The following is a 22,238-nucleotide window of genomic DNA, read 5'->3' as shown; positions in this document are numbered from 1 at the left end:
CCTGTTGCTAGGCAAGCCGCTCCGGAACCGCAGCCGCTTCTTCCGCCAAGGTGCGCGGTTCGGCCATCGCTTCCCAAGGAAAGACGAACCAGCGCTTGTCATGCGATCGGTCGATCGTGCGGGATCGATAATCTACCTTTGCGGCCGAACGCAGATTATCGACCAACACGGCGACGCGCACATTCTGCGCCATCGCACCATGATCGAGCAGCGATTTGCGCAAGGCTTCGATCGTGCCGCCACTGTCATTGATATCGTCGACGATCAGGATCTTGCGCCCTTCGGCGGTGGCGGTCGCCAGCTTCGCCATCAACTCGTCGGCGAAGCTGGGCACGCCCGAACTATAGTCAACCGACAACAGTGAAATACCGGTCCGGTGCGACAGATAAGCCGCCGGGACCAGCCCGCCACGACCGATGCCGACAATATGATCCGGCGCCCAGCCCTGCTGCTCGATCGCCGACGCTACCTCCTGAACGTCCGCGACGAACGCATCGTAGGGGATGTAGCAGAGATCAGGCTGCGCCATCAGGATCGACCGGCGAACGTGTCGATGGCGGCAAGATGACGGGTCACGGCATCATCCGGCAAAAACGAACCAAGGAAGCTGTTGCGTGCCAGCGTAATCAGATCTTCGCGCTCCAGATAAGGTGCCACCGCCCGGTAATTGTCAGCGACATAGCCGCCGAAATAGGCCGGATCGTCCGAGTTGATGGTCGCGCGCAGACCCCGCTTCAGCATCGTTGGGATAGGATGATCGGCCACATCGCCCACCACGCACAGCTTCAGGTTGGACAGCGGGCAGACGGTCAGGGCCATGCCGCTGCGCGCCAGGCGCGTGACCAGTTCAGGCGCTTCCAAGGCACGATTGCCATGGTCGAGCCGGTCTATCTTCAGCAGGTCGAGCGCTTCGGCGACATAGTCAGGTGGACCCTCCTCGCCGGCATGCGCGACCCGCTTGAGACCCGCGGAACCTGCCGCCGCAAACACGCGCGCGAATTTCGACGGCGGATGTCCGACCTCGGAGGAATCCAGCCCAACGGCCGCGATCCGATCCAGCCACGGTTCTGCGGCTTGCAGCGTGGCAAAGGCGGCGGCTTCGTCCAGATGGCGCAGGAAACACAGGATCAGTCTGGAGGTGATGCCATAACGCGCCTCCGCAGCCTTCATCCCCGCCAGTAGGCCATCCGCCACGACCTGGAACGGCAGCCCGCGATCGGTGTGTGTCTGGGGATCGAAGAAGATTTCCGCGTGAACCACGCCATCGGCATGGGCTCTCGCAAAATAGGCAAGGGCCAGATCATGGAAGTCGGCTTCGGTGCGCAGCACGTCGGCGCCGCGATAATAGATGTCCAGGAAATCCTGGAGTTGCGAAAAATTATAGGCCGCGCGAAGTTCTTCCACGGACTGAAAAGGGATCTGGATGCGATTGCGCCGTGCGAAGTCGAACATCTGTTCAGGCTCAAGGCTACCCTCGATGTGGAGGTGGAGTTCCGCCTTGGGCAGACCTGTGATGAACGCGTCGGGAATCGCCATGGCCGGCATGATAGCAGCACTCGTTTGCCCGGCGCGCCGGATAAATCCGTTAGTCGGCATCGCGGCGTTCAAGCGCGCCTTTCTCCTGACGCCCGCCGTCTTCATGCTCGCTGCAGCGGCCAGGCCTCCGCAGCCTTCGGGCGAATTGGTGCTCGATGCCTCCAATCCGGTCATCATGGTCCAGATCGCGGATATCAGCGTGCGCTTGCGCGTCGATCTCGATCAGCAGAATAGCGTCGAGCTCAACCCGGCTGTTGCGGCTCGGCTGCCGGTCGCGTGGGAGGATGGTATGGAAATGGATGTGGGACGCGTCCGCCTGCCCGGCAAGACAGCCCACGCCATGCTCCGAGTTGGGTCGCGGGAATTCCCCATTCAGGTTTCCCAACATGGGCGCGATTGCTGCCAGGGATCGGATGGCGCGATCGGCCCCAATCTCCTGCCCTTTGCCACGGTGCGGTGGCGGCGCCCCGATGCGCTTCCGCCCACTGGCTCACGCTCCTATCCGATCGCCGATAACGCCATGACGGGCTTGTCGGCCGAGGCGGAGACATCCAAGCTTCGGCTGCGCTTCGCGCTGACGCAACAGCACACGGTCGGTACCGCCGCGGCCGGCGCGATCTTGTCCCGGAATCGCGGTGGTCATTGGAATGGCGATGCCGGGCGCGTTACGCTCGCATTCGGCATATCCCGGCCCGCGCGGGAGATTGCGTTCGACACGCCCGTTCGTCTTGCCGGCTTCCGGTTCGACTCGCTGCTGGTGCGCACGTCCGATTTTGCAGGCGGGGAACAATTGCCCACCGATCCGGTCGACCCTCGCGACGTCGTCATTACGCGGCATCTGCAGCGGCAGCAGGCTTGGCCAGCGATCACCCTGGGCCTTGAGCATCTCTCACGCTGTGCGGAACTTACATATACCGCTTTGCCGCGCACCCTGACGCTGCGTTGCGCGTTCGATCCGTCATGAGAAAACAGCTTGTTGCTCTTGTCGGCCTGCTCGCTCTTCCTCTTCAGGCCGCTCCCCCCGCCTACACACCGGACTTGCAGGCACGCGTGTTCGATCGCGCTTGGAGCTTGGTCAACAAACATTACTGGGATCGCAGCCGGACCGGCGAAAGCTGGGCAGATGCGCGCGACCACTTCCGTCCGCTCGCCATTGCGGCGCAAGGCCGGCCGGCCTTCTATACGGTGTTGGGGGAGATGCTGGCATCCTTGGGGGACAGCCATGTCTACGCCATCGATCCGGTCCAGATCGCGATCGGAAAAGCGCGCGATGCGGGCCGGTCCGAGCAGGGTTTCGGCCTGTCGATGCTGCCCAATGACGACGGACGCTGGCTAGTCACCCGGGTCAATCCTGGTTCGGCCGCAGCGCAGGCGGGCGTGCAGATCGGATGGGAGGTGAAGAGCGTCAACGGTAAGCCCGTCGATATCGATTATCAGCCGCATGAGGGCGATCGCGCGACCTTCGACTTCGCCGATGAGCATGGCACGTACCATGCGCTGGCGCTCACGGCCGCGCCCGAAGCTGCCCGCCCCGTGCGGCGCGCCACCCGCCTTCCGGGCGACATCCTGCTCGTCGGCCTGGATGGCTTCGACCCGGGCGCCGATCGCTGGCTCGCGCGACAGATGGCCGATGGTCCGCCATTGCGCGGGGTCATCCTGGATCTGCGGGGCAATGATGGGGGCGATGCCGACGTCATTGCCAAGGTGGCGGGGCTCTTCTTCGCCGAAGACCGGCCGTTGGTGCGGCGCATTGAACGGCGTGAAAACGTGCAGAAGGTCCGCGGCACCGGCGCACGCGCCTATCTCGGTCCCTTGGCGGTCCTCGTCGGACCCGACAGTGCGAGTGGCGCGGAGGCCATCGCCGCCCTGGTCGACGAAAGCGGGCGCGGCACGACTGTCGGTGAGCGCACGGCCGGCGCGCTCACCGGCGCAGCGGAATTTCCTCTGCCGGACGGTGGCGAGCTTTCAGTCGCGGAATTCGATATCCGTACGCCCGACGGACGCCGGCTGGAAGGCGTCGGGCTGCAGCCGCAGATCGCCGTCAAGGCCAGCCTCGCCGATCTGCGCGCCGGTCGCGATCCCGTCCTGGATCGCGCGCTGGTCGCGCTCCGTAACGGCCAGTTAGCGGCTGGGCGGCATCTGGGCATCGGCGGGTAATGGTCCCTGCCAACTCCCGCCGATCGCCTGGATCAGGCTGATGGCGGCCGCCTGACGATCGACGATCGCGGTCGCCTCCGTTTGCCTTGCCTGTAGCGCTGTCGTCTGCGCGACGATCACGTCGGAATATGCGATCTCGCCCGCCAGATATTGGTTCTGGGTCAGCGCCTCGACCCGGTTGGCCGCCGCAGCCGCCGTGGTTCGCTGTTGCGCGACGTAGGACAGGATCCGTGCACCCGCCAGTTCATCCTCGACCTGTTGGAAGGCGACCAGAACAGTCTGGCGGTAATTGGCAACCGCCTGATCATAGGCGGCACGCGCCTGCGCCACACGCGATGAGCGCGCGCCGAAGTCCAGCAACGTCAGCGCTCCGCTCAGGCCCAGCGACCAGATACTGCTGGCCGCGCTGAAGAGCGATCCGAGCCGGCCGGTCTGCGAACCCACGTCGCCGGTCAGCCCGAGGGTAGGGAAAAATGCGGATCGTTCGATGCCGATCGCGGCGTTAGCGGCTGCCACCCGTCGTTCCGCGGCGGCAATATCGGGGCGGCGTTCCAGCATTATCGACGGAATGACACCCGGAACGTCGGGGACTTTTGGCCGCCACGGCGCGTCTGCGAGCACGAAAGTGGAGGGATTTTCCCCCACCAGAACCGCGATCGCATGCTCCAGAACCGCACGTTGACGCACGAGATCCGCCGCATTTGCGCGCGCACTATCGAGCTGGCTTTGCGCCTGCAGCACGTCAATTCGGGCGACAACGCCCTGATTATAGCGGTTTGTGGTGATGGTAAGCGCGCGTTGATAGGCCGCTACGGTGCCGTCGAGAATGACCTTCTGCTGCTCGAGGCCGCGCAATTGCACGTAATTGAGCGCCAATTCGCCCTGTGCGGAGAGCGAGGCATTGGCCAAATCGCCCTGACTAGCCTCTGCTAAAGCGCGCTGCTGGCTGACCGTATTGCCGATCCGGCCCCACAGATCCGGCTCCCAGCTTGCCCCGATCGACACCGAATAGCGCCGGCTGCCATTGCTAGAGTTGATCGTCGTCCCGCCGCCGATGATGGTGGTCGTTCCACCACCGAACGATCCCGCCCGGGTGGCGCCGGTTGACAGATCGATCGTAGGGAAAAAAGACGCACGCGCTTCCCGCACGGCGGCGCGCGCCTGCGCATAAGCAGCGGCGGAGGCGGCGACATTCTGGTTGTTGATCGCGACGCGCGCTTCCAGCTGGTTCAGGATCGGATCGTCGAACAGCAGCCACCATTGCCCCTTGGCAACGGCATCGGCGGGCGCGGCGGCGCGCCAGCCCGGCGCTTCCTTGAAGCCCGCCGGAATGCTCGCCGTCGGCGGGCGATATGCCGGCGCCAGGTTGCACCCGACCACCGCCAGCATCGCCGGCATGAGGACAAGGGCACGAAGCTTTATCATACGGGCTGGATTCCTTGGGTTGCGGCCTGACGCGCCAGCATCTTCTCGCGGGAGGAGCGGCGGCGGAAACGGTCGAGTGCCAGATAGACGACCGGCGTGGTCAGCAGCGTCAGGAACTGGCTCGCGATCAGTCCGCCCATGATCGCGATGCCCAGCGGACGCCGCAATTCCGCGCCTTCTCCAAAGCCGATCGCCAGCGGCAGCGCGCCGAAGGCGGCGGCCATGGTCGTCATCAGGATCGGCCGGAACCGCAACAGGCTCGCCTCGCGGATGGCCGCCATCGGGCTCAACCCGCGCGAGCGTTCGGCATCCAGCGCGAAGTCGATGATCAGGATGGCATTCTTCTTGACGATGCCGATCAGGAGGATGAGCCCGATCAGCGCGATCAGATCATATTGCGAGCCTGTTACCATCAGCGCGATAACCGCGCCGACGCCGGCCGAGGGCAGCGTGGACAACACCGTCAGCGGGTGGATCACGCTCTCATACAGGATGCCGAGCACGATGTAGATCACGACCAATGCCGAAAGGATCAGGATCGGATTGGACTGGGTGGATTGCTGGAATACCTGTGCCGTCCCCGATGCCTCGCCATGGACCTGCGTCGGGAAGTTCAGGCTCGTCTGGACCTGTCGGATGCGGGCGATAGCATCGCTGAGGGCGAAGCCATTGCCGGTCGAGAAGCTGATCGTCGCGGCCGGCGCCGCATCCTGATGGTTAATCTGGGCGGCGGTCGACCGGGTCGACCAGCTCGCGATGGTCGACAGGGGTGTCATCGTCGAGGCGGACGTGTTGATGGCGGCACCGGATGCGGCATCGCGGCTTGAGCCCGTCGTGGAGGTTGGCGTGGATCCGGTCACGGTCGCATTTGTCCCAGCACCCGCAGGGGTGGCCGCCGTGCCCGACGTTGCGTTGGCGGGCTGTACGCCGATCGGCGCGGCCGACGTTGTGGCGGTGCTGGCTGCGGTCGTGGTGGCTGCTGACGTGGTCGACGCCGTCGGAACATAGACGTTGCGCAGCGCCTCGGGCGAACCAGTGAATTCGGGCGCCACGCCCATCACCACATGATATTGATTGAGGCCGCTATAGATGGTGGCCACCTGGCGCTGACCAAAAGCGTCATACAGGGCATTATCTACAGCTTGCGGCGTCACGCCGATCCGTGTCGCGGCGTCGTGATTGACCTTCACATAGACCTCGGCGCCGCCATCCGCCTCGTCGACATCAACGTCGGTCAGCTCAGGATATTTCTTGAGCGCATCGGCCAGTGCGGGGCCAGCCTTGGCGAGCACCTCCGGATCGTCCGCCTTCAGCGTATATTGATAGCTGCTGTTACCGCCCCGCCCGCCAACGCGCATATCCTGCACCGGGCTCAGGAAGGCCGCCACGCCGGTGACACGCGCCAATTTCGGGCGCAGGCGGGTGATCACATCCCGCACGGAATCCCGCTGGCTCTTGGGCTTCATGGTCGCAAAGAGGAAGCCGCCCCCTGCCCGCGACCCGCCGGTAAACGCCACGACATTCTCGATTGCGGGATCCCGCTTGATGATCTTCACGATCTGCGTGAGCTTGGTCTGCATATCCTGAAAGGAAATGCTCTGGTCGGCGCGCAACCCGCCCTGCAGCGATCCCGTATCCTGTTCGGGGAAGAAGCCTTTCTGGATAGTCACGAGCAGGAAAATGTTGAGCGCCACCGTGCCCGCGAGCAGCAACAAGGTCGCTCCACGATTGGCGAGCGCCCAATCAAGGCTGCGTTCGTAGCGCGCCTGCAACCGCTGAAATTGCCGTTCGGCGAAGCGCGAAAAACGATTTTCCTTCTGCGCTTCCCGCTCCTTCAACACCAGAGCGGCGATCATGGGCGTCGTCGTCAGCGATATGAGTAGGCTGATCATCACGGCCACCGTCATCGTGATGGCGAATTCGCGGAACAGACGGCCGACAATGCCCGCCATGAACAGCAAGGGGATGAAGACCGCGACGAGGCTGATCGAGATTGAGAGCACGGTAAAGCCGACCTCACGCGCGCCGCGCATGGCCGCATCGAAGGGCTTCATGCCTTCCTCGATATGACGGCTGATATTTTCCAGCACCACAATCGCGTCATCGACCACGAAGCCGGTCGCCACCGTCAGCGCCATCAACGACAGATTGTTGAGGCTGAAACCCAGCAGATACATGACACCGATCGTGCCGAGCAGCGAGGCAACGACCGCCACGGCGGGAACGATGGTGGCGCGCAACGATCGCAGGAAGATCGACACCACGATCACCACCAACAAGGTGGCAATGACAAGTGTCACTTCGACTTCGTGGAGCGACGCGCGGATGGTGGTCGTGCGGTCCGACGCCACCGAAAGCTTGATGTCGCTGGGGATAGCCGCCTGCAATCCGGGCAACTGGGCTTTCACCGCATCGACCGTTGCGATGATGTTGGCGCCAGGCTGACGGCTGAGGATGATCGTCACGGCCCGGCGCCCGTTGAACAGACCCATGGTGCGCACGTCTTCGGGCCCATCATAGACGCTCGCGACATCGGACAGGCGCACGGCCACGCCGTTGCGCCAGGCCACGATCAGGCCGCTATAATCCGCTGCCTTCAAGCCGGGGATATCGCCGTATATCTGCCAGGCGGTGGCGCCATTCTCGATCACGCCACGCGGCCGATTGGCGTTGGTCGACGCCAAGGCGGTACGAACATCCTCCAACGGGATGCCGTAGCGGGAGAGCGCGAGCGGATTGAGATCGATGCGCACGGCCGGCAAGGCTGCGCCGCCCAGTTCCACATCGCCGACGCCCTGCACCTGCAGCAGGCGCTGCTGCACCACGTTGGACACGGAATTGTAGATGTCGGCCGAACTGCGCGTGTCGCTCGTCAGGGCAAGGATCATGATCGGCGCATCGGCCGGATTGATCTTGCGATAGCTGGGGTTGCTGCGAAGCGTGGGCGGAAGATCGGCGCGTGCGGCGTTAATCGCCGCCTGCACGTCCCGTGCAGCACCATCGATATTGCGGCTCAAGTCAAACTGCGCCGTGATCCGGGTGGAGGCGATGCCGGACTGGGAGGTTAGCTCCGTTACCCCGGCGATCGTCGCCATGCGGCGCTCGAGCGGCGACGCGACGCTCGTCGCCATGGTCGTGGGGCTCGCTCCGGGCAAGCTGGCCGACACGCTGATGGTCGGAAAATCGACCTGCGGCAGCGGTGCTACCGGCATCACGAAGAAGGACGCGATGCCCGCGAGCATCAGGCCGATCGTCAGCAGCAACGTCCCGATCGGGCGGCGGATAAAGGGCGCCGACAGGTTCATGTTGGCTGCTGCAAGGGCAGTTGCGGCTCCTCTTCCCGCTTGCGGCGCACGCGTGCCGACAGCCGTTCGAAGCCGAGGAAGATTACCGGGGTCGTGAATAGGGTAAGCGCCTGGCTGACGATCAGACCGCCGGCAATGGCGAGACCCAGCGGCCGCCGCAGCTCCGCACCCATCCCGCTTCCCAGGATCAGCGGCAGCGCGGCGAACAGGGCCGCGAAGGTGGTCATCATGATCGGCCGGAAGCGCAGCAGAGCCGCCTCGCGGATCGCGGTATCGGCATCCTTGCCATCGGTCCGTTGCGCATCGATCGCGAAGTCGATCATCATGATCGCATTCTTTTTGACGATACCGATCAGCAGCACGATCCCGATGATGCCGATGACGCCCAGATCATTGCCCGTCAGCAGCAGCGCAAGCAGCGCGCCCACGCCCGCCGACGGCAAGGTCGACAGGATAGTGATCGGATGGATGAAGCTCTCATAGAGCACGCCCAGAACGATGTAGACCACCACGATCGCCGCCAGGATCAGCCAGACCTCGTTGGAAAGGCTTGCGCGGAACGCATTGGCCGCGCCCAGGAACGTGGTGGTGATGCCATCGGGCAGCCCGATCCGCTTCTCCGCAGCCTGGATCGCACTGACCGCACCCCCGAGCGACTGATCTTGCGCCAGATCAAAGCCGACGGTCGACGCGGGGAATTGTGCGACACGCGTGATCTGGAGCGGCGCCTGCCCCTCCACAAAGGTCGCCACCGTCGAAAGCGGCACGGAGGCGCCGGAGGATGTTTGAACGTAGAGCTGGTTCAGCGCCTGGGGGTTGGTGAGCATCCCCGGCGCGCTTTCCAGGATCACACGATATTGCGTGGTCTGCGTGAAGATGGTGGAGATGATCCGCTGTCCGAACGCATTGTAGAGCGCGCTATCGACCGCTGCCGTGCTGATGCCGAGCCGTGCTGCCACGTCCCGGTTGATCTTGACCGTCACCGCGCGACCCTGATTCTGCATATCCGACACGACATTGCGGACCTGATGGACGCTCTTCAGCTCTTCGAGGAGCTTGCTTGTCCACAGGTTGATTTCCTGTTGGTCGGCGCCTTGCAACGCGAAGCGATATTGCGTGGGTCCGCCTTCGGCATCGATCGTCAGATCCTGCACCGGCCGCACATAAAGGGTCACGCCCGCGATATCGCGTGCACGATTCTGCAGCCGGCGAATGAGCGCGGTCTGACTGCCGCTGCGATCGCCCTTTTCCTTGAGGTTGATCAGCATTCGGCCTTGATTGAGGGCCGGATTCTTGCCGTCGACGCCAACGTTCGAGCTCAGGCTCTCGACATCAGGATCCTGCAGGATCGCGTCGGCCAGCTTATTCTGCAAGCTGGACATGCGCCCGAACGACACGCCCTGGCCGGTCGAGACGATCGCCTGCAACTGGCCGGTATCCTGTTCGGGGAACAGACCCTTGGGGATCGCCACGAAGAGGATCGCCGTCAGCACCAGCGATCCCGCGAACACGATCAGGGTGAGCCCTTGGCGCAACAACACCCAATCCAGTGCGGAGCGGTAGCCGCGCTGCAGCTTGTCGAACTTGTGCATCGTCCATTCGGACACACGGAAGGTGCGGGTCTCCGCCTCCGGCTTCAGCCAGCGCGCGGACAGCATTGGCACAAGGGTGAGCGCGACGACGGCGGAGATCAGGATCGTGACAGCAAGCGTGATTGCGAACTCACGGAACAGGCGCCCGACCACATCCCCCATGAACAGCAGCGGGATCAGCACCGCGATCAGGCTGACCGTCAACGAAATGATCGTGAAGCCGATCTCACGGCTGCCCTGCAACGCCGCTGCGAGCGGGCTTTTCCCCTCTTCCAAATGACGTGCGATATTCTCCGTCACGACAATGGCATCGTCGACAACGAAGCCGGCCGCGATCGTGAGCGCCATCAGCGTGAGATTGTTGAGGCTGAACCCCAGCAGATGCATCGCGGCGAACGTGCCCACGATCGAGAGCGGAACCGCCAGGCTGGCGATCAATGTCGCCTGCCATGATCCCAGGAACAGGAAGATCGCCACCGTCACCAGCACGACCGCGAAGACCAATTCTATCTGAACGTCGTGAACCGACGCGCGGATGCCGGTTGTGCGATCGGTCAGAAGCGTGACGTGGACGTCGGCCGGCATCGCCGCTTCCAGATCGGGTAATGTCGCCTTGATCGCATTGACGGTGCCGATCACGTTGGCGCCCGGCTGGCGCTGGACATCGAGCACGATCGCGGGGGTCCGGTTCATCCATGCCCCAAGCCGGGTGTTCTCCGAGGAATCCACGACGTTGGCGACATCGCTCAATCGCACGGGATTATTGTCGCGATAGGAGATGATGAGGTTCTTATACTCATCCGCGGTCGCGAGCTGATCGTTCGCATCGATCGACCAGCTGCGTGTGGGACCATCGAAACTGCCCTTGGCACCGTTGACGTTGGCGGCGGCGATCGCGCTGCGGAGTTGATCCAGCGATAGATTATGCGCGGCCAGCGCCTGAACATTGGCCTGGATCCGCACGGCCGGGCGCTGACCGCCGGACAGGGAGACAAGACCTACTCCGGAAATCTGCGACAATTTGTTGGCGATGCGCTGGTCGACGAGATTCTGCACCTCCGCCAACGGCCGCGTCTTCGATGTGATGCCGAGGCTCAATACGGGTGCATCCGCCGGATTGACCTTCGCATAGATGGGCGGTGCCGGCAGATCGGACGGCAGCAGCGTATTGGCGGCGTTGATAGCGGCCTGAACCTCCTGCTCCGCGACGTCCAGCGTCAGATCGAGGTTGAACTGGAGCGTGATCACGGATGCCCCGGCCGAGGATATGGACGACATGCGGGACAGGCCCGCCATCTGCCCGAATTGCCGTTCAAGCGGCGCCGTCACCGTCAGATTGATCACGTCGGGGCTGGCGCCCGGATAAAGCGTGCTGACCTGGATGGTCGGATAATCCACCTCCGGCAAAGCAGACAGCGGCAGGAAGCGGTAGGCGACGATACCAGCCAGCAGGATCGCCAGCATCAGCAGCGTCGTCGCCACGGGGCGCATGATGAAGGGACGCGACGGGTTCACCCCTTCCGGGCCGAGTACCTCATCCTCTGCGCCGAGGCTGGTCCCGCTTTCGGAGACCTCGCTCACTGGCTGTTGCCGCCGCCCTGCTGCCGATGATGGCGTTGCCCGCCCGTGCGGTTACCATCGGCGGTACCATGGCCGGCGGTCGCGCCGGAGCCGCCCCCCTCGCCTTCGCCGCCGCCACCGAACAGGCGCGCGAAGAAGCCACGCTTGCGCTGGGGCATGCGCTGTGGGCGCTCACCGGGCAGCATGACCTTGGATCCGTCTTCCAGATTGTCCGCGCCTTCGGTGATGACAGTTTGCCCGACCTTCAAGCCGGACAGAACCGCAACGCGGGTTCCGGCGGCCGGGCCTTGCTGCACGGTCTGGATCTTCACCGTATGATCGTCCTGCAGCACGAACACGAAATCACCCTGCGCGCCGTGGCGCACCGCCGTAACGGGAATGGTCGGTGCATTGCGCAGCGTGTCGACGAGCACGGTCACATTGACGAACTGGTTCGGGAAGAGCGTACCGCGCGGATTAGCGAAGCGTGCCTTGCCGGTGACGGTTCCGGTGTTGGTATCGATCTGGTTGTTGAAGGCGAGGAAACGCCCCTGAGCAAGCGCGGTGCTGCCATTCTGATCCGTTGCCTTGACCGCCAGCGCGGCCCCGCTCCGCAAGCGGGCAAGAATGCCCGGCAAATTGCCTTGCGGCACAGCGAAACTGACGTCGATCGGATCGGTCTGGGTAATCACCGCGACACCGTTGGTATCGCCCGGCGTCACGTAATTGCCGATGTCGGCCTGCCGCAGGCCGATCCGGCCCGACACGGGCGCGGTAATCGAGGTATATTGCAGATTGAGCCGCGCGGTTCCGATTGCTGCCCGATCGGCTGCAACGACACCTTTCTGTTGTTCGACCGTCGCGGCCTGCGTCTGAACCTGCTGGCGCGCGATCGAATCCTGTTGGAGCAGCGTCTGGTAACGCTGCAAATCGACACGGGCGAGGTTGAGCTGCGATTGATCGCGCGTGAGATTGGCCTGCGCCTGGGCCAGCGCCAACTGGTAAGGGCGTGGGTCGATCTGCGCCAGCAGCTGCCCCTTCTTGACCAGTTGCCCTTCGGTGAAGTTGATCGTGAAAATGTTGCCGCTCAATTGCGGGCGCACGGTTGCCGTGACGACCGGCACCACCGTACCGATTGCATCCAGCGATTGTGACACGTCCGCTGCCACCACCTTGGCAACGCCCACGGTCGCCACCGGACGGAATCGGCCGCGCCCGCCAGGGCCGCCCTGCCCATCCCCGGATCCACCACGCGTCAGCGCCCATGCCAGTACGGCAATAACGATCAGCCCCAGCACCACCAGCAAGGCATTCCGCCGCGAACGCGGCGACCGCGCGACCGGGTCGACGGCGGCTTCATAATCTTGGCTCATCGAATTCCCCTGGCGCGGGTAGATAGATGCTGGCGGCGATCCGGACGATTGGCCTGATCTGGCACAAGCCGGACAGGACCGTTGACGCTAGCCGAGGTGAACCAAAGCAATGCAGTGCATTCCTCGATCGGAGGGAAGATGGCGTGAAGCGTCAGACGGGTCAGAAACGCCCACAGATGTCGGCCCTCTAACGGTTGATCCTATACAATCCGTCGGTCGTGTCGCTATTTTTCGATCATACCGGTAATCGGCTCGTAAGCTTCACTTCTTCCAAGACCGCATAGGTCCTCGTTTCGCGGATACCGGGTAGCGCGACCAGCGTGTCACCGAGAAAGGCGCGATAGGCCGCCATGTCCGCGACGCGAACCTTCAACAGATAATCAAACCCGCCCGCAACCATGTGACATTCCAGTACGTCGGGCAGCTTACGCACGTGGGCGGCGAAGGCGGCAAAGGCATCATCGGTGGTTCTGTCGAGCAACACTTCGATGAAGATCATCAGCGCGCGATCTAGCCTCGCTGGATCCAGCAGCGCGGTGTAACCGAGGATTACGCCCTGATCGCGCAGGCGGCGCACGCGTTCGAAGCAGGCGGCGCTGGAAAGTCCGCATTGCTGGGCAAGCGCGCTATTCGTGATGCGTCCGTCCTGCTGCAAGGCGCGCAAGATCTTGCGGTCGATCTGATCCATCAATGATCCTTCGGCTCCAACAAGCTTTGACGCCATAATATTCGGCACACCATCGCGAAAACGAAAGCACATTCTGCCATGCTCCCCATATAGGGCGAACAGTTTCTATGGGGTTTTGCCATGTCCGACCGGGTCGACTGGGATCGTATCGACGCACTTAAGTATCAGGATGAGGCAGACGCCTGTCGCGCCCTGCTCGCACGTGCGCCGCTGTCCGTGTCCGAGCGGCGCGAGGTGGAACGCGAAGCCGCCGAAATGGTGCGGGCCGCGCGCCAATCTGCCGAGAAGCAGGGTGTGGTGGAAAGTTTCCTGCAGCAATTCTCGCTGGGCACGCGTGAGGGCCTGGCGCTGATGTGCCTTGCCGAGGCATTGCTGCGCACCCCGGATGCGGACACGCGCGATCGCCTCATCGCCGAGAAGATCGGATCGGCCGATTGGGCAAGCCATCTAGGTCAATCGGACAGCCTGTTCGTCAATGCATCGACCTGGGGTCTGATGCTGACGGGCAAGATCGTGGATGTCGAGGATGAGGCGAAGACCGACCTGGGTGGCTGGCTCAAGCGATTGACCGCACGCGTTGGCGAGCCGGTGATCCGGCAAGCCGTGGGCGCGGCCGTGCGCATGATGGGCGAACAATTCGTGCTCGGCCGCAACATCGAGGCGGCGCTGACCCGCGCCAAAAAGGAAGGCTATATCTGTTCGTTCGACATGCTCGGCGAAGGCGCCCGCACCGCCGCCGACGCGGAGCGGTACGAAAAGATCTATGCCCAGGCGATCCGGGCGGTCGGCAAGGCGCGTGTGCCGGGGACGGCGCCGGAAGAGGGCCATGGCGTCTCGGTCAAGCTGTCGGCCTTGTCGCCGCGCTACGAAGCGGTTCAGGAAGCGCGTGTCTGGGAGGAGCTCTATCCACGCATCAAGCGGCTCGCCCTGATCGCCGCCCACCACAATATGAATTTCGCGATCGACGCCGAAGAGGCGGACCGGCTGGTCCTGTCCCTCAAGCTCGTCGATCGCCTGGCGCGCGAGCCGGAGCTTGGCAGCTGGACCGGCCTTGGCGTGGTCGTGCAGGCCTATCAGAAGCGCGGCATCGCGGTCATCGAGGCGCTGCAGCGGCTGGCCGAGGATAGCGGGCGGCGAATCATGGTCCGGCTCGTCAAAGGCGCCTACTGGGACAGCGAGATCAAGAAGGCGCAGATCGCCGGCCGGCCGGGTTACCCCGTCTTCACGACCAAGCCCGCGACGGACCTATCCTATCTGGTGTGTGCCGACGCGCTCATCGCCGCCTCCCCCACGCTGTATCCGCAATTTGCGACCCACAATGCCCACACGCTGGCGGCCGTGCGGCTGATGGCGGCGCGCGCCGGCGTTCGGATCGAGCACCAGCGGCTGCACGGCATGGGCGAGGTGCTGTACAAGGCTGCCGGCTCCACTAACGCCGTGCTGCGCGCTTATGCGCCGGTAGGCGGCCATGAGGAATTGCTGCCCTATCTGGTACGGCGCCTGTTGGAGAATGGCGCCAACACCAGCTTCGTCCATGCCTTGCTGAACGATCGTGTGCCGGCAGAAGATGTCGTGCGCGACCCCATCGCGGCAGTCGAGGCCCGCCCCTTTCCCCATCCGCGCATCGCCCTGCCCGCGGACATTTATGGGCCGGCCCGGAAGAACCCGCTGGGGCGGGATTACAGCATCGCCAGCGCGCGCGAAGTTGCCGCCGCGGCGAGCCGCAGCAGTGCCGCCGAAACACTGACCGCGGGACCGATCGTGGGCGGACGGCTACAGAAAGGCGCAGGTGCGAAGCCGGCGGTAAGTCCGGTCGATCGCGAGATTTTGATTGGCGCCGTATCGGAAGCGCTGCCTGCGGATATCGACGAAGCGGCACGCCGCGCCAAAGCCGCGCAGCCGGCGTGGGACGCGCTTGGTGGCTCCGGGCGCGCCCGTACTCTGCGCGCCATGGGCGATGCGCTGGAGGCGGAGATGGATCGCCTGATCGCGTTGCTCGCCCGCGAAGGCGGCAAGACGCTGAACGACGGGGTGGCGGAGGTGCGCGAGGCAGTCGACTTCTGCCGTTATTACGCAACGCTGGCGGAGAAGCAGTTCACCGGATTGGAGACGCTGCAGGGGCCGGTTGGGGAAACCAACCAGCTGGAGCTGCGCGGGCGCGGAACCTTCGTTTGCATTTCGCCGTGGAACTTCCCGCTCGCCATCTTCACCGGTCAGGTTGCCGCCGCCCTGGCGGCCGGCAATGCGGTGCTGGCCAAGCCGGCGGAGCAGACGCCGTTCGTGGCGGCCGAAGCGGTTCGGCTGTTCCACAAGGCGGGGCTCGATCCCGATCTGCTGGCATTGCTGCCAGGCGACGGGGCGACGGTGGGCGCGGCCCTGGTCCGTCACCCGCATGTTGACGGCGTGGCCTTTACCGGCGGCACCGACACCGCGCGCCTGATCAATCGCAGCCTTGCCGAACGCGACGGGCCGATCCTGCCCTTCATCGCCGAGACGGGCGGCCTCAATGGCCTGTTCGTCGATACCACCGCCCTGCGCGAGCAGGTGGTCGACGATGTGATCCAGTCGGCAATCGGCTCAGCCGGGCAGCGTTGCTCCGCCCTGCGCGTTTTGTTCGTGCCGGAGGATTCGGCCGACGAGCTGATCGCCACGCTGGCGGGCGCGCTCGACACACTCACCATGGGCGATCCCGCCAACCCGGCGACAGATATCGGCCCGGTCATCGACGCCGAAGCGCGTGCCAATCTGGAAGCCCATGTCACGCGGCTGGAGCGCGAGGCGAAGATCGTGTGGCGGCTGGATCCGGGTAACAGCCGCGGCTTCTTCTTCGGACCGGTCATTGCCGAAGTGCCGCGACCCGACTTCCTGGAGCGGGAGGTGTTCGGGCCGATCCTGCACATCTATCGCTACGACCCTGCCGATCTGGCGACGGTTGCGGGCAAGCTCGCCGCGCGTGGCTACGGCCTGACACTGGGCGTCCACAGCCGCATCGAACGGTTCGCGCAGGAAGTGCGCGCGCTGGTTCCCGCCGGCAATGTCTACGTCAACCGATCGATCATCGGGGCGGTCGTCGGCGTGCAGCCGTTCGGCGGCGAAGGCCTGTCCGGCACCGGGCCCAAGGCCGGCGGCCCGCACTCGCTGCTGCGCTATGCCACGGAACGCGCGCTTTCGGTCAACATCACGGCCCAGGGTGGCGATCCGGCCTTGCTGAGCCTCTAGCGCCCTGCGTCTTCGAGGCGCGCGAGATAGGCGCAGAACATGTCCGCCATCGCGTCGGCATAGCGGGTCATTTCGCGGTCGGTACGGGGCGTGGCCGAGAAGTGGGCGCCGACGCTGCTGAGCGTCGTCTTGATCAGGTCGGCGGCCAATTCACGCTCCGTCCCCGAGACGTTGGGGAGAGCTTCCTGCAGGAAGCGAAGAACGATCCCGCGGCTCGCCGCCTTTGCTGCCTTGGCTTCCGGCGCGTCGCGATACAGCGGTGCCGCGTCTGCCAGTGCGGTCCGCATACCGGCTTCGGCGCATTCCGAGCGAATGAAGGCATGGACCAGCGTGCGCACGCGGGCAAAAGGCGGCTGTGACCCGTCTTCCAGGATCGACCGCAGCATATCGGCCGTCTCATGCCATTCATCGCTTTGCAGCCGGAACAGGATCGCCGCCTTGTTCGGAAAATATTGGTAGAGCGAGCCGATGCTGACACCGGCCTTTTCGGCGACTCGCGCCGTCGTGAAACGCTGCGCGCCCTCTTCCGCCAAAACCTGAGTAGCGGCTTCCAGCACGGCCGCGACGAGCCCATTCGAACGGGCCTGCTTAGGTTCCTTTATCAAGGAAATCGGCGGTTTTGCGTGCGAGCCCATACCAGCCTTCCGGAATGCGATTAGAAAAGGTGACGAATTAATCGCATTTTACCGGTGTCGCAACAATCTGGCGACATGGGAGATATCCGATGACAACACTGAATAACGCGCCGGTGGCCGCGATCCTTGACGGATTGCTGGATGCGGACCGGTCATGGCGGCTCGACATCCCGGGGATCGACAGCCTGTCGACCGAGGAGCGCCAACGGCTCATGCAGAGCAAGACGGAGTATCGCGGTTTCTATGGCCTGCTGAAGGACGCGCCGCTTGCGGTCTCACGCGAAACCGGAACGTTGCTGTACATGCTCGCGCGCAGCATCGGGGCGCAGACGATCGTCGAGTTCGGCACCTCCTTCGGCGTATCGACACTGCACCTCGCGGCGGCACTGCGTGACAATGGCGGCGGCCGGCTCATCACCACCGAATTCGAGCCGTCCAAGGTGACACGCGCCAAGGCCAATCTGGTTGCGGCCGGCCTCGCCGACCTGGTTGAGTTTCGCGAGGGCGACGCGCTGGCGACATTGGCGGACGATGTGCCTGAGGCGATCGACATGCTGCTGCTGGATGGCGCCAAGGGCCTCTATCCCGATATTCTCAAATTGGTCGAAGGCCAGCTGCGCCCCGGAGCGTTGATCATTGCAGATAACGCTGATCACAGCCCGGATTACCTGGCGCGGGTGCGGACGGCCAATGGCGGCTATCTGTCCGTTCCCTTCGGCCCGGATGTGGAATTATCGATGAGGGTGGGGTGAGCCGATCATGACAGGCATGGGCGGCGCGCCATCGAGCAATTCCTGACCTCGGCGAGGCGGCGCTAAGACACCCCTACTCCGCCGCCTCGGGATAATCCGTGTGGTGCGCCGTGGAGAGCTTGGCGAGCGGGCGGACAGCGGTTTCGATCATCGGCAATGGCTCGATCGTCTTACCGCCCGTTTCCACGCTGAGCGCTTCGAAGCGCTTGGCCTGGGTCATCACCTGACTTTCCAGGCTGCCGACGAAATCATTGTAGGCGCCGGTCGCCTGATTGAGGTTGCGGCCGAGCTTTTCGACATGGCGCCCCATCGTCTGCAGTCGGGAATAGAGTTCCTTGCCGAGGCGGCCGACCTCCTCCGCCTGCTTCGCCAGCCCTTCCTGCCGCCACATTCCGGCCATCACTTTCGCCAGCGCCAGCATGTTGATCGTCGACGCGATGATCACGCCGCCGCGGAACGCCTGCTCGATCAGGTCCGGCGCGCGCTCGGCCGCCGCCGACAGGAAATGCTCGCCCGGGATGAACATGATCACGAAATCGGGCGAGAGATCGAACTGCTTCCAATAGGATTTTCGCCCCAGATCCGTGGCATAAGAGCGCATTGCGGCAGCATGTGCGAGCAACAACTCGCCGCGCCGCACCTCATCCTCCTCATCGAATGCTTGCTCGAAGGCGGTCAGCGGGCATTTCACGTCGATGACGATGCAGCGTCCGCCGGGCAGCCGGATCACACAATCGGGGCGCAACTGCCGATCGCCGTCGGTGATGGACGTCTCCAGCTCAAAATCGACATTTTCCGCGAGGCCGGCCGATTCAAGAATGGTGCGCAATTGCTGCTCGCCCCAGCGGCCGCGATGTTTTGGGCTGGACCGCAGGACGTTGGTTAGACGCGCCGTCTCTTTCCGCACGATATCATTGCCTTGCGCCAGGCTTGTGACAGCTTCCTTCAACGCCTCGTAACTGCCGATGCGGTCCTTCTCGACCTTGGCCAGACCTTCCTCATAGCGCTTCAGCGTCGTCTCAACTGGGGTCAGCAAAGCTTTGAGCTGGGCATCGTTCTTCTCCCCCGCTTGCGCGAACCGCTGATCGGCGCGTTCGAGGAATTGCCGCTGGGCATCAGCCAGCAATTTGCTCCCAACCTCGTTGAACTGAGCGGCAAGCACATCCTTGGCTTCGCGCAATTCCGCCAGGCGCGCCTCGAACGCCTGGGCGCGCTCGCTCATGGAGGCCCGCTCCACGGCGAGGTCTCGCAACGCCGTGTCTCGCGTCGTAGTGAGCTCCGCCAGCTGCGCGCGGAGCGGCGGCAATTCTGCTGCCTGAGCCTCCGCCTTCGCGGCCGCGCCGGACCGGGCGAACCACCCGACCGCGAACCCGGCGAACAACGCCATCAAACCAATTATCAGCGCCACAGCCATATCTTCTCACCCGGAACGAAATGCGAACCTAGCTGCACCGGGCGTGAGGCTCAAGCGACTTGATCGGGTGGCGCGATGCCGTCTGGACGGAACAGGCAGGACGGCGCAGTGTTGGGAAAGAACAAGCCGGGAGAGAGCCTATGTCCATCCGCAAGATGATCGCGTCGCACCCTTCTGCCGACGGCCATATCAACGAGCCGCTGGCGGAGGCGGCGAAGCATGCCATGTATTGCGCTGTCATCGCAACATCGTGCGCCGACGCCTGCTCGGCTGAGGACATGGACATGCGTGAGTGCATCCGCGTGTGCATGGACGCCGCGGACGCCTGCACCGCAACGTCGCGCATGGCGGTGCGTCGTACCGGTAACAACGACGCGGCGCTGGGTGCGATGCTACGCGCCTGCATCGACATCTGCACCTGGTGCGCCGAGGAGTGCGAGAAGCACGACCACGATCATTGCAAGCGCTGCGCCGAGATGTGCCGCGAATGTGTAGAAGATTGCCAGCGCGCTTTGGCTACGCTGGCGAATTGACCCCTTAGGAATGCCGGGCGAAATGTCGCTTTAATCGGATTTCCGCCGATAAGCCGGGACGCTGGTTGGTCAGACGGAGCGCGTCGCCGTGCAATGCCGCGATGGCAGCGACGAGGCTGAGCCCCAGGCCGATGCCGCTCACGCCTTCCGGAGCCGCCCGGAAGAAGCGTTCCGTCAGCTTGTCGAGATATACATCGTCGACGCCGGGCCCATCGTCCGTAACCGCGACCACGACACTCGCCTCTGAAACATGTGCGCTGATGATGATGGAGGAGCGGGCCGGGATATATTTGATCGCATTATCGAGCAGATTGGTAAGCGCCTGGAAGATCAGATCGGGATCTCCGATCGCCTCCACCCCCTGTTCCGCGCTCACTTGCAGCGCGATCTGCTTGGCCTCGGCCAGCGGCCGGTAAAAGTCTGCCGCATCCTCGATCAAGGCAGGCAACGCCACGGTTTGCATGGCCGCATTGTGACGCGCCGCCTCGATCCTGGAGATACGCAGGACCGCGGCGAAGATCGTCTCCATACGCGTAATTTCCTGCAGCGCGTCGTCCACCGCCGCGTGAGCCTGGGCCGGTGATGCCGTGTCCGGCACGTCCTCCAGCTTGCTGCGCAACCGGGTCAGCGGGGTTCGCAGTTCGTGGGCGACGCTGTCGGATACACGGCGGACAGCATCCATCGCGCCTTCGATGCGCGTCAGCATCAGATTGAGCGTTTCCGCCAGCCGGTCAAAGTCATCTCCGCTGCCTTGCAAGGGCACGCGCTGGGTGAGATCGCCGGCCATCACGTGCCGTGCCGTCGCACTGACCGCGTCGAGCCTGTACGCGATGGAGCGGCTCATGAAGATGCCGCCTAGCAACCCGAGCACCACCGCGGCACCGATCATGAAGAGTGCGGTCGATTTGAGCGCGGCCTCGCGCTCGCTGATATTGCCGACGTCGCGGCCGACGATCAGGCGCGCACCGTCGGCAAAGCGCCGATCGATCGCCAGGGCCTCGAAGTCGGTTTCGTCTCCATCGACGAACAGGTCCGCCTCGATGCGCTGCCATCCGCTGCGGGCCATCTTAGGCCAGCTGGGCAAGTTGGCGGTCACCACCCTGCCGTCCCGATCAATGAAGGCGTGGAACGCCTTGCTGTGATCATGGACCTGATCACGTGCCTTGAGCCGCGCCGTCAGGGCGGCCGCGCCATCGACGATGTACGAATTTTGCAGGGCCGCAGCTTCGCGCTGTACGATCAATTCGCTGCGATGCAGCGGCAGACGGATGGCGATGGCATAATAGCCTGTGAACAGGAGCAACAGCGAGCCCGTGAACAGGCCCGCGTAGAGGATGGCGAGTCGAAACGAGAGGCTGCGGAGAAGCCGCCTCACCGACGCGACCGCACCACATATCCCGTGCCACGCACCGTCTCGATCAACGGCCAATCCGAATCGCGATCCAGTTTCTGCCGTAGCCGACTGACGTGCTGATCGATGATGTTGGTCTGCGGATCGAACGCATAATCCCAGACATGTTCCAGCAGCATGGAGCGGGTGACCACACGATCCGCGTTACGGACCAGATATTCCAGGATGCGGAATTCCCGCTGGGTAAGCTCGATCCGGCGTCCGTTGCGGGTGACGCTATGACCCAGCAGATCAATCACCACGTCGCCCGCATGTAATTCAGTCGTTTGGGCGATCTGGGGCGCACGACGCGCCAATACCTCGACGCGCGCGACCAGCTCCGACAGCGCAAACGGCTTGGGCAGATAATCGTCGCTCCCCGCCCGCAATCCCCTGATCCGCTCGTCGATATCGCCTAGAGCGCTGAGGATCATGACCGGGGTGGTGTCACCGGTTGCGCGGATGGTCTGAAGGATCTTCAACCCGTCAATCTTCGGCAGCATGCGATCGAGCACGATCACGTCGTAGCGGTCCGCCGCCGCCTTCAGCAGGCCCTCGCGTCCATCCGCGGCCGGCTCGACCAGATGACCAGCCTCCCGCAGGCCTTTGGCGACATGGGCGGCAACGTCGGCGTCGTCTTCGATCAACAGAATATGCAC

16 protein-coding genes are annotated in these 22,238 nt (G+C 64.0%); 5 read left to right on the top strand and 11 right to left on the bottom strand.

The annotated features are described in order from the left end of the window. Positions 1-7 precede the first annotated feature (7 nt). Together ACOJSI_RS00800 and ACOJSI_RS00795 are read right to left on the bottom strand one after the other, a co-directional pair. Entirely contained in the window at positions 8-529 is a 522-nt protein-coding gene (locus ACOJSI_RS00800; protein ID WP_420136345.1) for a phosphoribosyltransferase, read from the bottom strand. After that, positions 529-1,536 (bottom strand): adenosine deaminase, encoded by a 1,008-nt coding sequence (locus ACOJSI_RS00795; RefSeq protein ID WP_420136344.1) that lies wholly within the window; start codon positions 1,534-1,536, stop codon positions 529-531. The genes ACOJSI_RS00800 and ACOJSI_RS00795 overlap by 1 nt, the downstream gene beginning before the upstream one ends. Positions 1,537-1,543: 7 nt before the next feature. On the opposite strand from ACOJSI_RS00795, the gene ACOJSI_RS00790 reads away from it, so the two are divergent. Together ACOJSI_RS00790 and ACOJSI_RS00785 are read left to right on the top strand one after the other, a co-directional pair. Then, positions 1,544-2,500, top strand: coding sequence for a hypothetical protein (locus tag ACOJSI_RS00790; RefSeq protein ID WP_420136343.1), 957 nt, complete (start codon positions 1,544-1,546; stop codon positions 2,498-2,500). Then, positions 2,497-3,693: a S41 family peptidase gene (locus ACOJSI_RS00785; protein WP_420136342.1), complete on the top strand. Its 1,197-nt coding sequence runs from the start codon at positions 2,497-2,499 to the stop codon at positions 3,691-3,693. The genes ACOJSI_RS00790 and ACOJSI_RS00785 overlap by 4 nt, the downstream gene beginning before the upstream one ends. Here ACOJSI_RS00785 and ACOJSI_RS00780 read toward each other — a convergent pair. The 5 genes from ACOJSI_RS00780 to ACOJSI_RS00760 form a co-directional block, all read right to left on the bottom strand. After that, positions 3,658-5,118: an efflux transporter outer membrane subunit gene (locus ACOJSI_RS00780; RefSeq protein ID WP_420136341.1), complete on the bottom strand. Its 1,461-nt coding sequence runs from the start codon at positions 5,116-5,118 to the stop codon at positions 3,658-3,660. The genes ACOJSI_RS00785 and ACOJSI_RS00780 overlap by 36 nt on opposite strands. Continuing rightward, complete coding sequence (locus ACOJSI_RS00775) at positions 5,115-8,423, bottom strand: efflux RND transporter permease subunit (protein ID WP_420136340.1); 3,309 nt, start codon at positions 8,421-8,423, stop codon at positions 5,115-5,117. The genes ACOJSI_RS00780 and ACOJSI_RS00775 overlap by 4 nt, the downstream gene beginning before the upstream one ends. Continuing rightward, entirely contained in the window at positions 8,420-11,530 is a 3,111-nt protein-coding gene (locus tag ACOJSI_RS00770) for an efflux RND transporter permease subunit (protein ID WP_420136390.1), read from the bottom strand. Before ACOJSI_RS00770 ends, ACOJSI_RS00775 begins: the two co-directional genes overlap by 4 nt. Before the next feature lie 62 nt (positions 11,531-11,592). Then, positions 11,593-12,948 (bottom strand): efflux RND transporter periplasmic adaptor subunit, encoded by a 1,356-nt coding sequence (locus tag ACOJSI_RS00765; protein ID WP_420136339.1) that lies wholly within the window; start codon positions 12,946-12,948, stop codon positions 11,593-11,595. Between the two features lie 235 nt (positions 12,949-13,183). Beyond that, complete coding sequence (locus ACOJSI_RS00760) at positions 13,184-13,636, bottom strand: Lrp/AsnC ligand binding domain-containing protein (protein ID WP_420136338.1); 453 nt, start codon at positions 13,634-13,636, stop codon at positions 13,184-13,186. 120 nt (positions 13,637-13,756) lie between these two features. Here ACOJSI_RS00760 and putA point away from each other — a divergent pair, with 120 nt between their 5' ends. Next, positions 13,757-16,855, top strand: a complete 3,099-nt coding sequence (putA, locus tag ACOJSI_RS00755; RefSeq protein WP_420136337.1) for a bifunctional proline dehydrogenase/L-glutamate gamma-semialdehyde dehydrogenase PutA — start codon at positions 13,757-13,759, stop codon at positions 16,853-16,855. On the opposite strand, the gene ACOJSI_RS00750 is transcribed toward putA, so the two are convergent. Beyond that, on the bottom strand, positions 16,852-17,460 hold the full coding sequence (locus tag ACOJSI_RS00750) for a TetR family transcriptional regulator (protein ID WP_420136336.1): 609 nt from the start codon (positions 17,458-17,460) through the stop codon (positions 16,852-16,854). The two genes, putA and ACOJSI_RS00750, sit on opposite strands and share 4 nt — an antisense overlap. A 119-nt stretch (positions 17,461-17,579) precedes the next feature. Here ACOJSI_RS00750 and ACOJSI_RS00745 point away from each other — a divergent pair, with 119 nt between their 5' ends. Then, positions 17,580-18,242, top strand: a complete 663-nt coding sequence (locus ACOJSI_RS00745; protein ID WP_420136335.1) for an O-methyltransferase — start codon at positions 17,580-17,582, stop codon at positions 18,240-18,242. Positions 18,243-18,315: 73 nt separating this feature from the next. On the opposite strand, the gene rmuC is transcribed toward ACOJSI_RS00745, so the two are convergent. Next, on the bottom strand, positions 18,316-19,656 hold the full coding sequence (gene rmuC / locus ACOJSI_RS00740) for a DNA recombination protein RmuC (RefSeq protein ID WP_420136334.1): 1,341 nt from the start codon (positions 19,654-19,656) through the stop codon (positions 18,316-18,318). Positions 19,657-19,796: 140 nt separating this feature from the next. On the opposite strand from rmuC, the gene ACOJSI_RS00735 reads away from it, so the two are divergent. Continuing rightward, a complete protein-coding gene (locus ACOJSI_RS00735) occupies positions 19,797-20,189 on the top strand; it encodes a four-helix bundle copper-binding protein (RefSeq protein ID WP_420136333.1) in 393 nt (130 codons plus the stop codon). Positions 20,190-20,193: 4 nt separating this feature from the next. Here the strand turns inward: ACOJSI_RS00735 and ACOJSI_RS00730 are convergent, their stop codons facing one another. Together ACOJSI_RS00730 and ACOJSI_RS00725 are read right to left on the bottom strand one after the other, a co-directional pair. Next, positions 20,194-21,564, bottom strand: coding sequence for a sensor histidine kinase (locus ACOJSI_RS00730; protein ID WP_420136332.1), 1,371 nt, complete (start codon positions 21,562-21,564; stop codon positions 20,194-20,196). Continuing rightward, positions 21,561-22,238, bottom strand: a complete 678-nt coding sequence (locus ACOJSI_RS00725) for a response regulator transcription factor (protein ID WP_420136331.1) — start codon at positions 22,236-22,238, stop codon at positions 21,561-21,563. Before ACOJSI_RS00725 ends, ACOJSI_RS00730 begins: the two co-directional genes overlap by 4 nt.

Source organism: Sphingomonas sp., assembly GCF_048595155.1.
Lineage (GTDB): Bacteria > Pseudomonadota > Alphaproteobacteria > Sphingomonadales > Sphingomonadaceae > Sphingomonas_I.
Note: the sequence above shows the minus strand (reverse complement) of the source record. Positions and strands in the feature narration are given on the sequence as shown.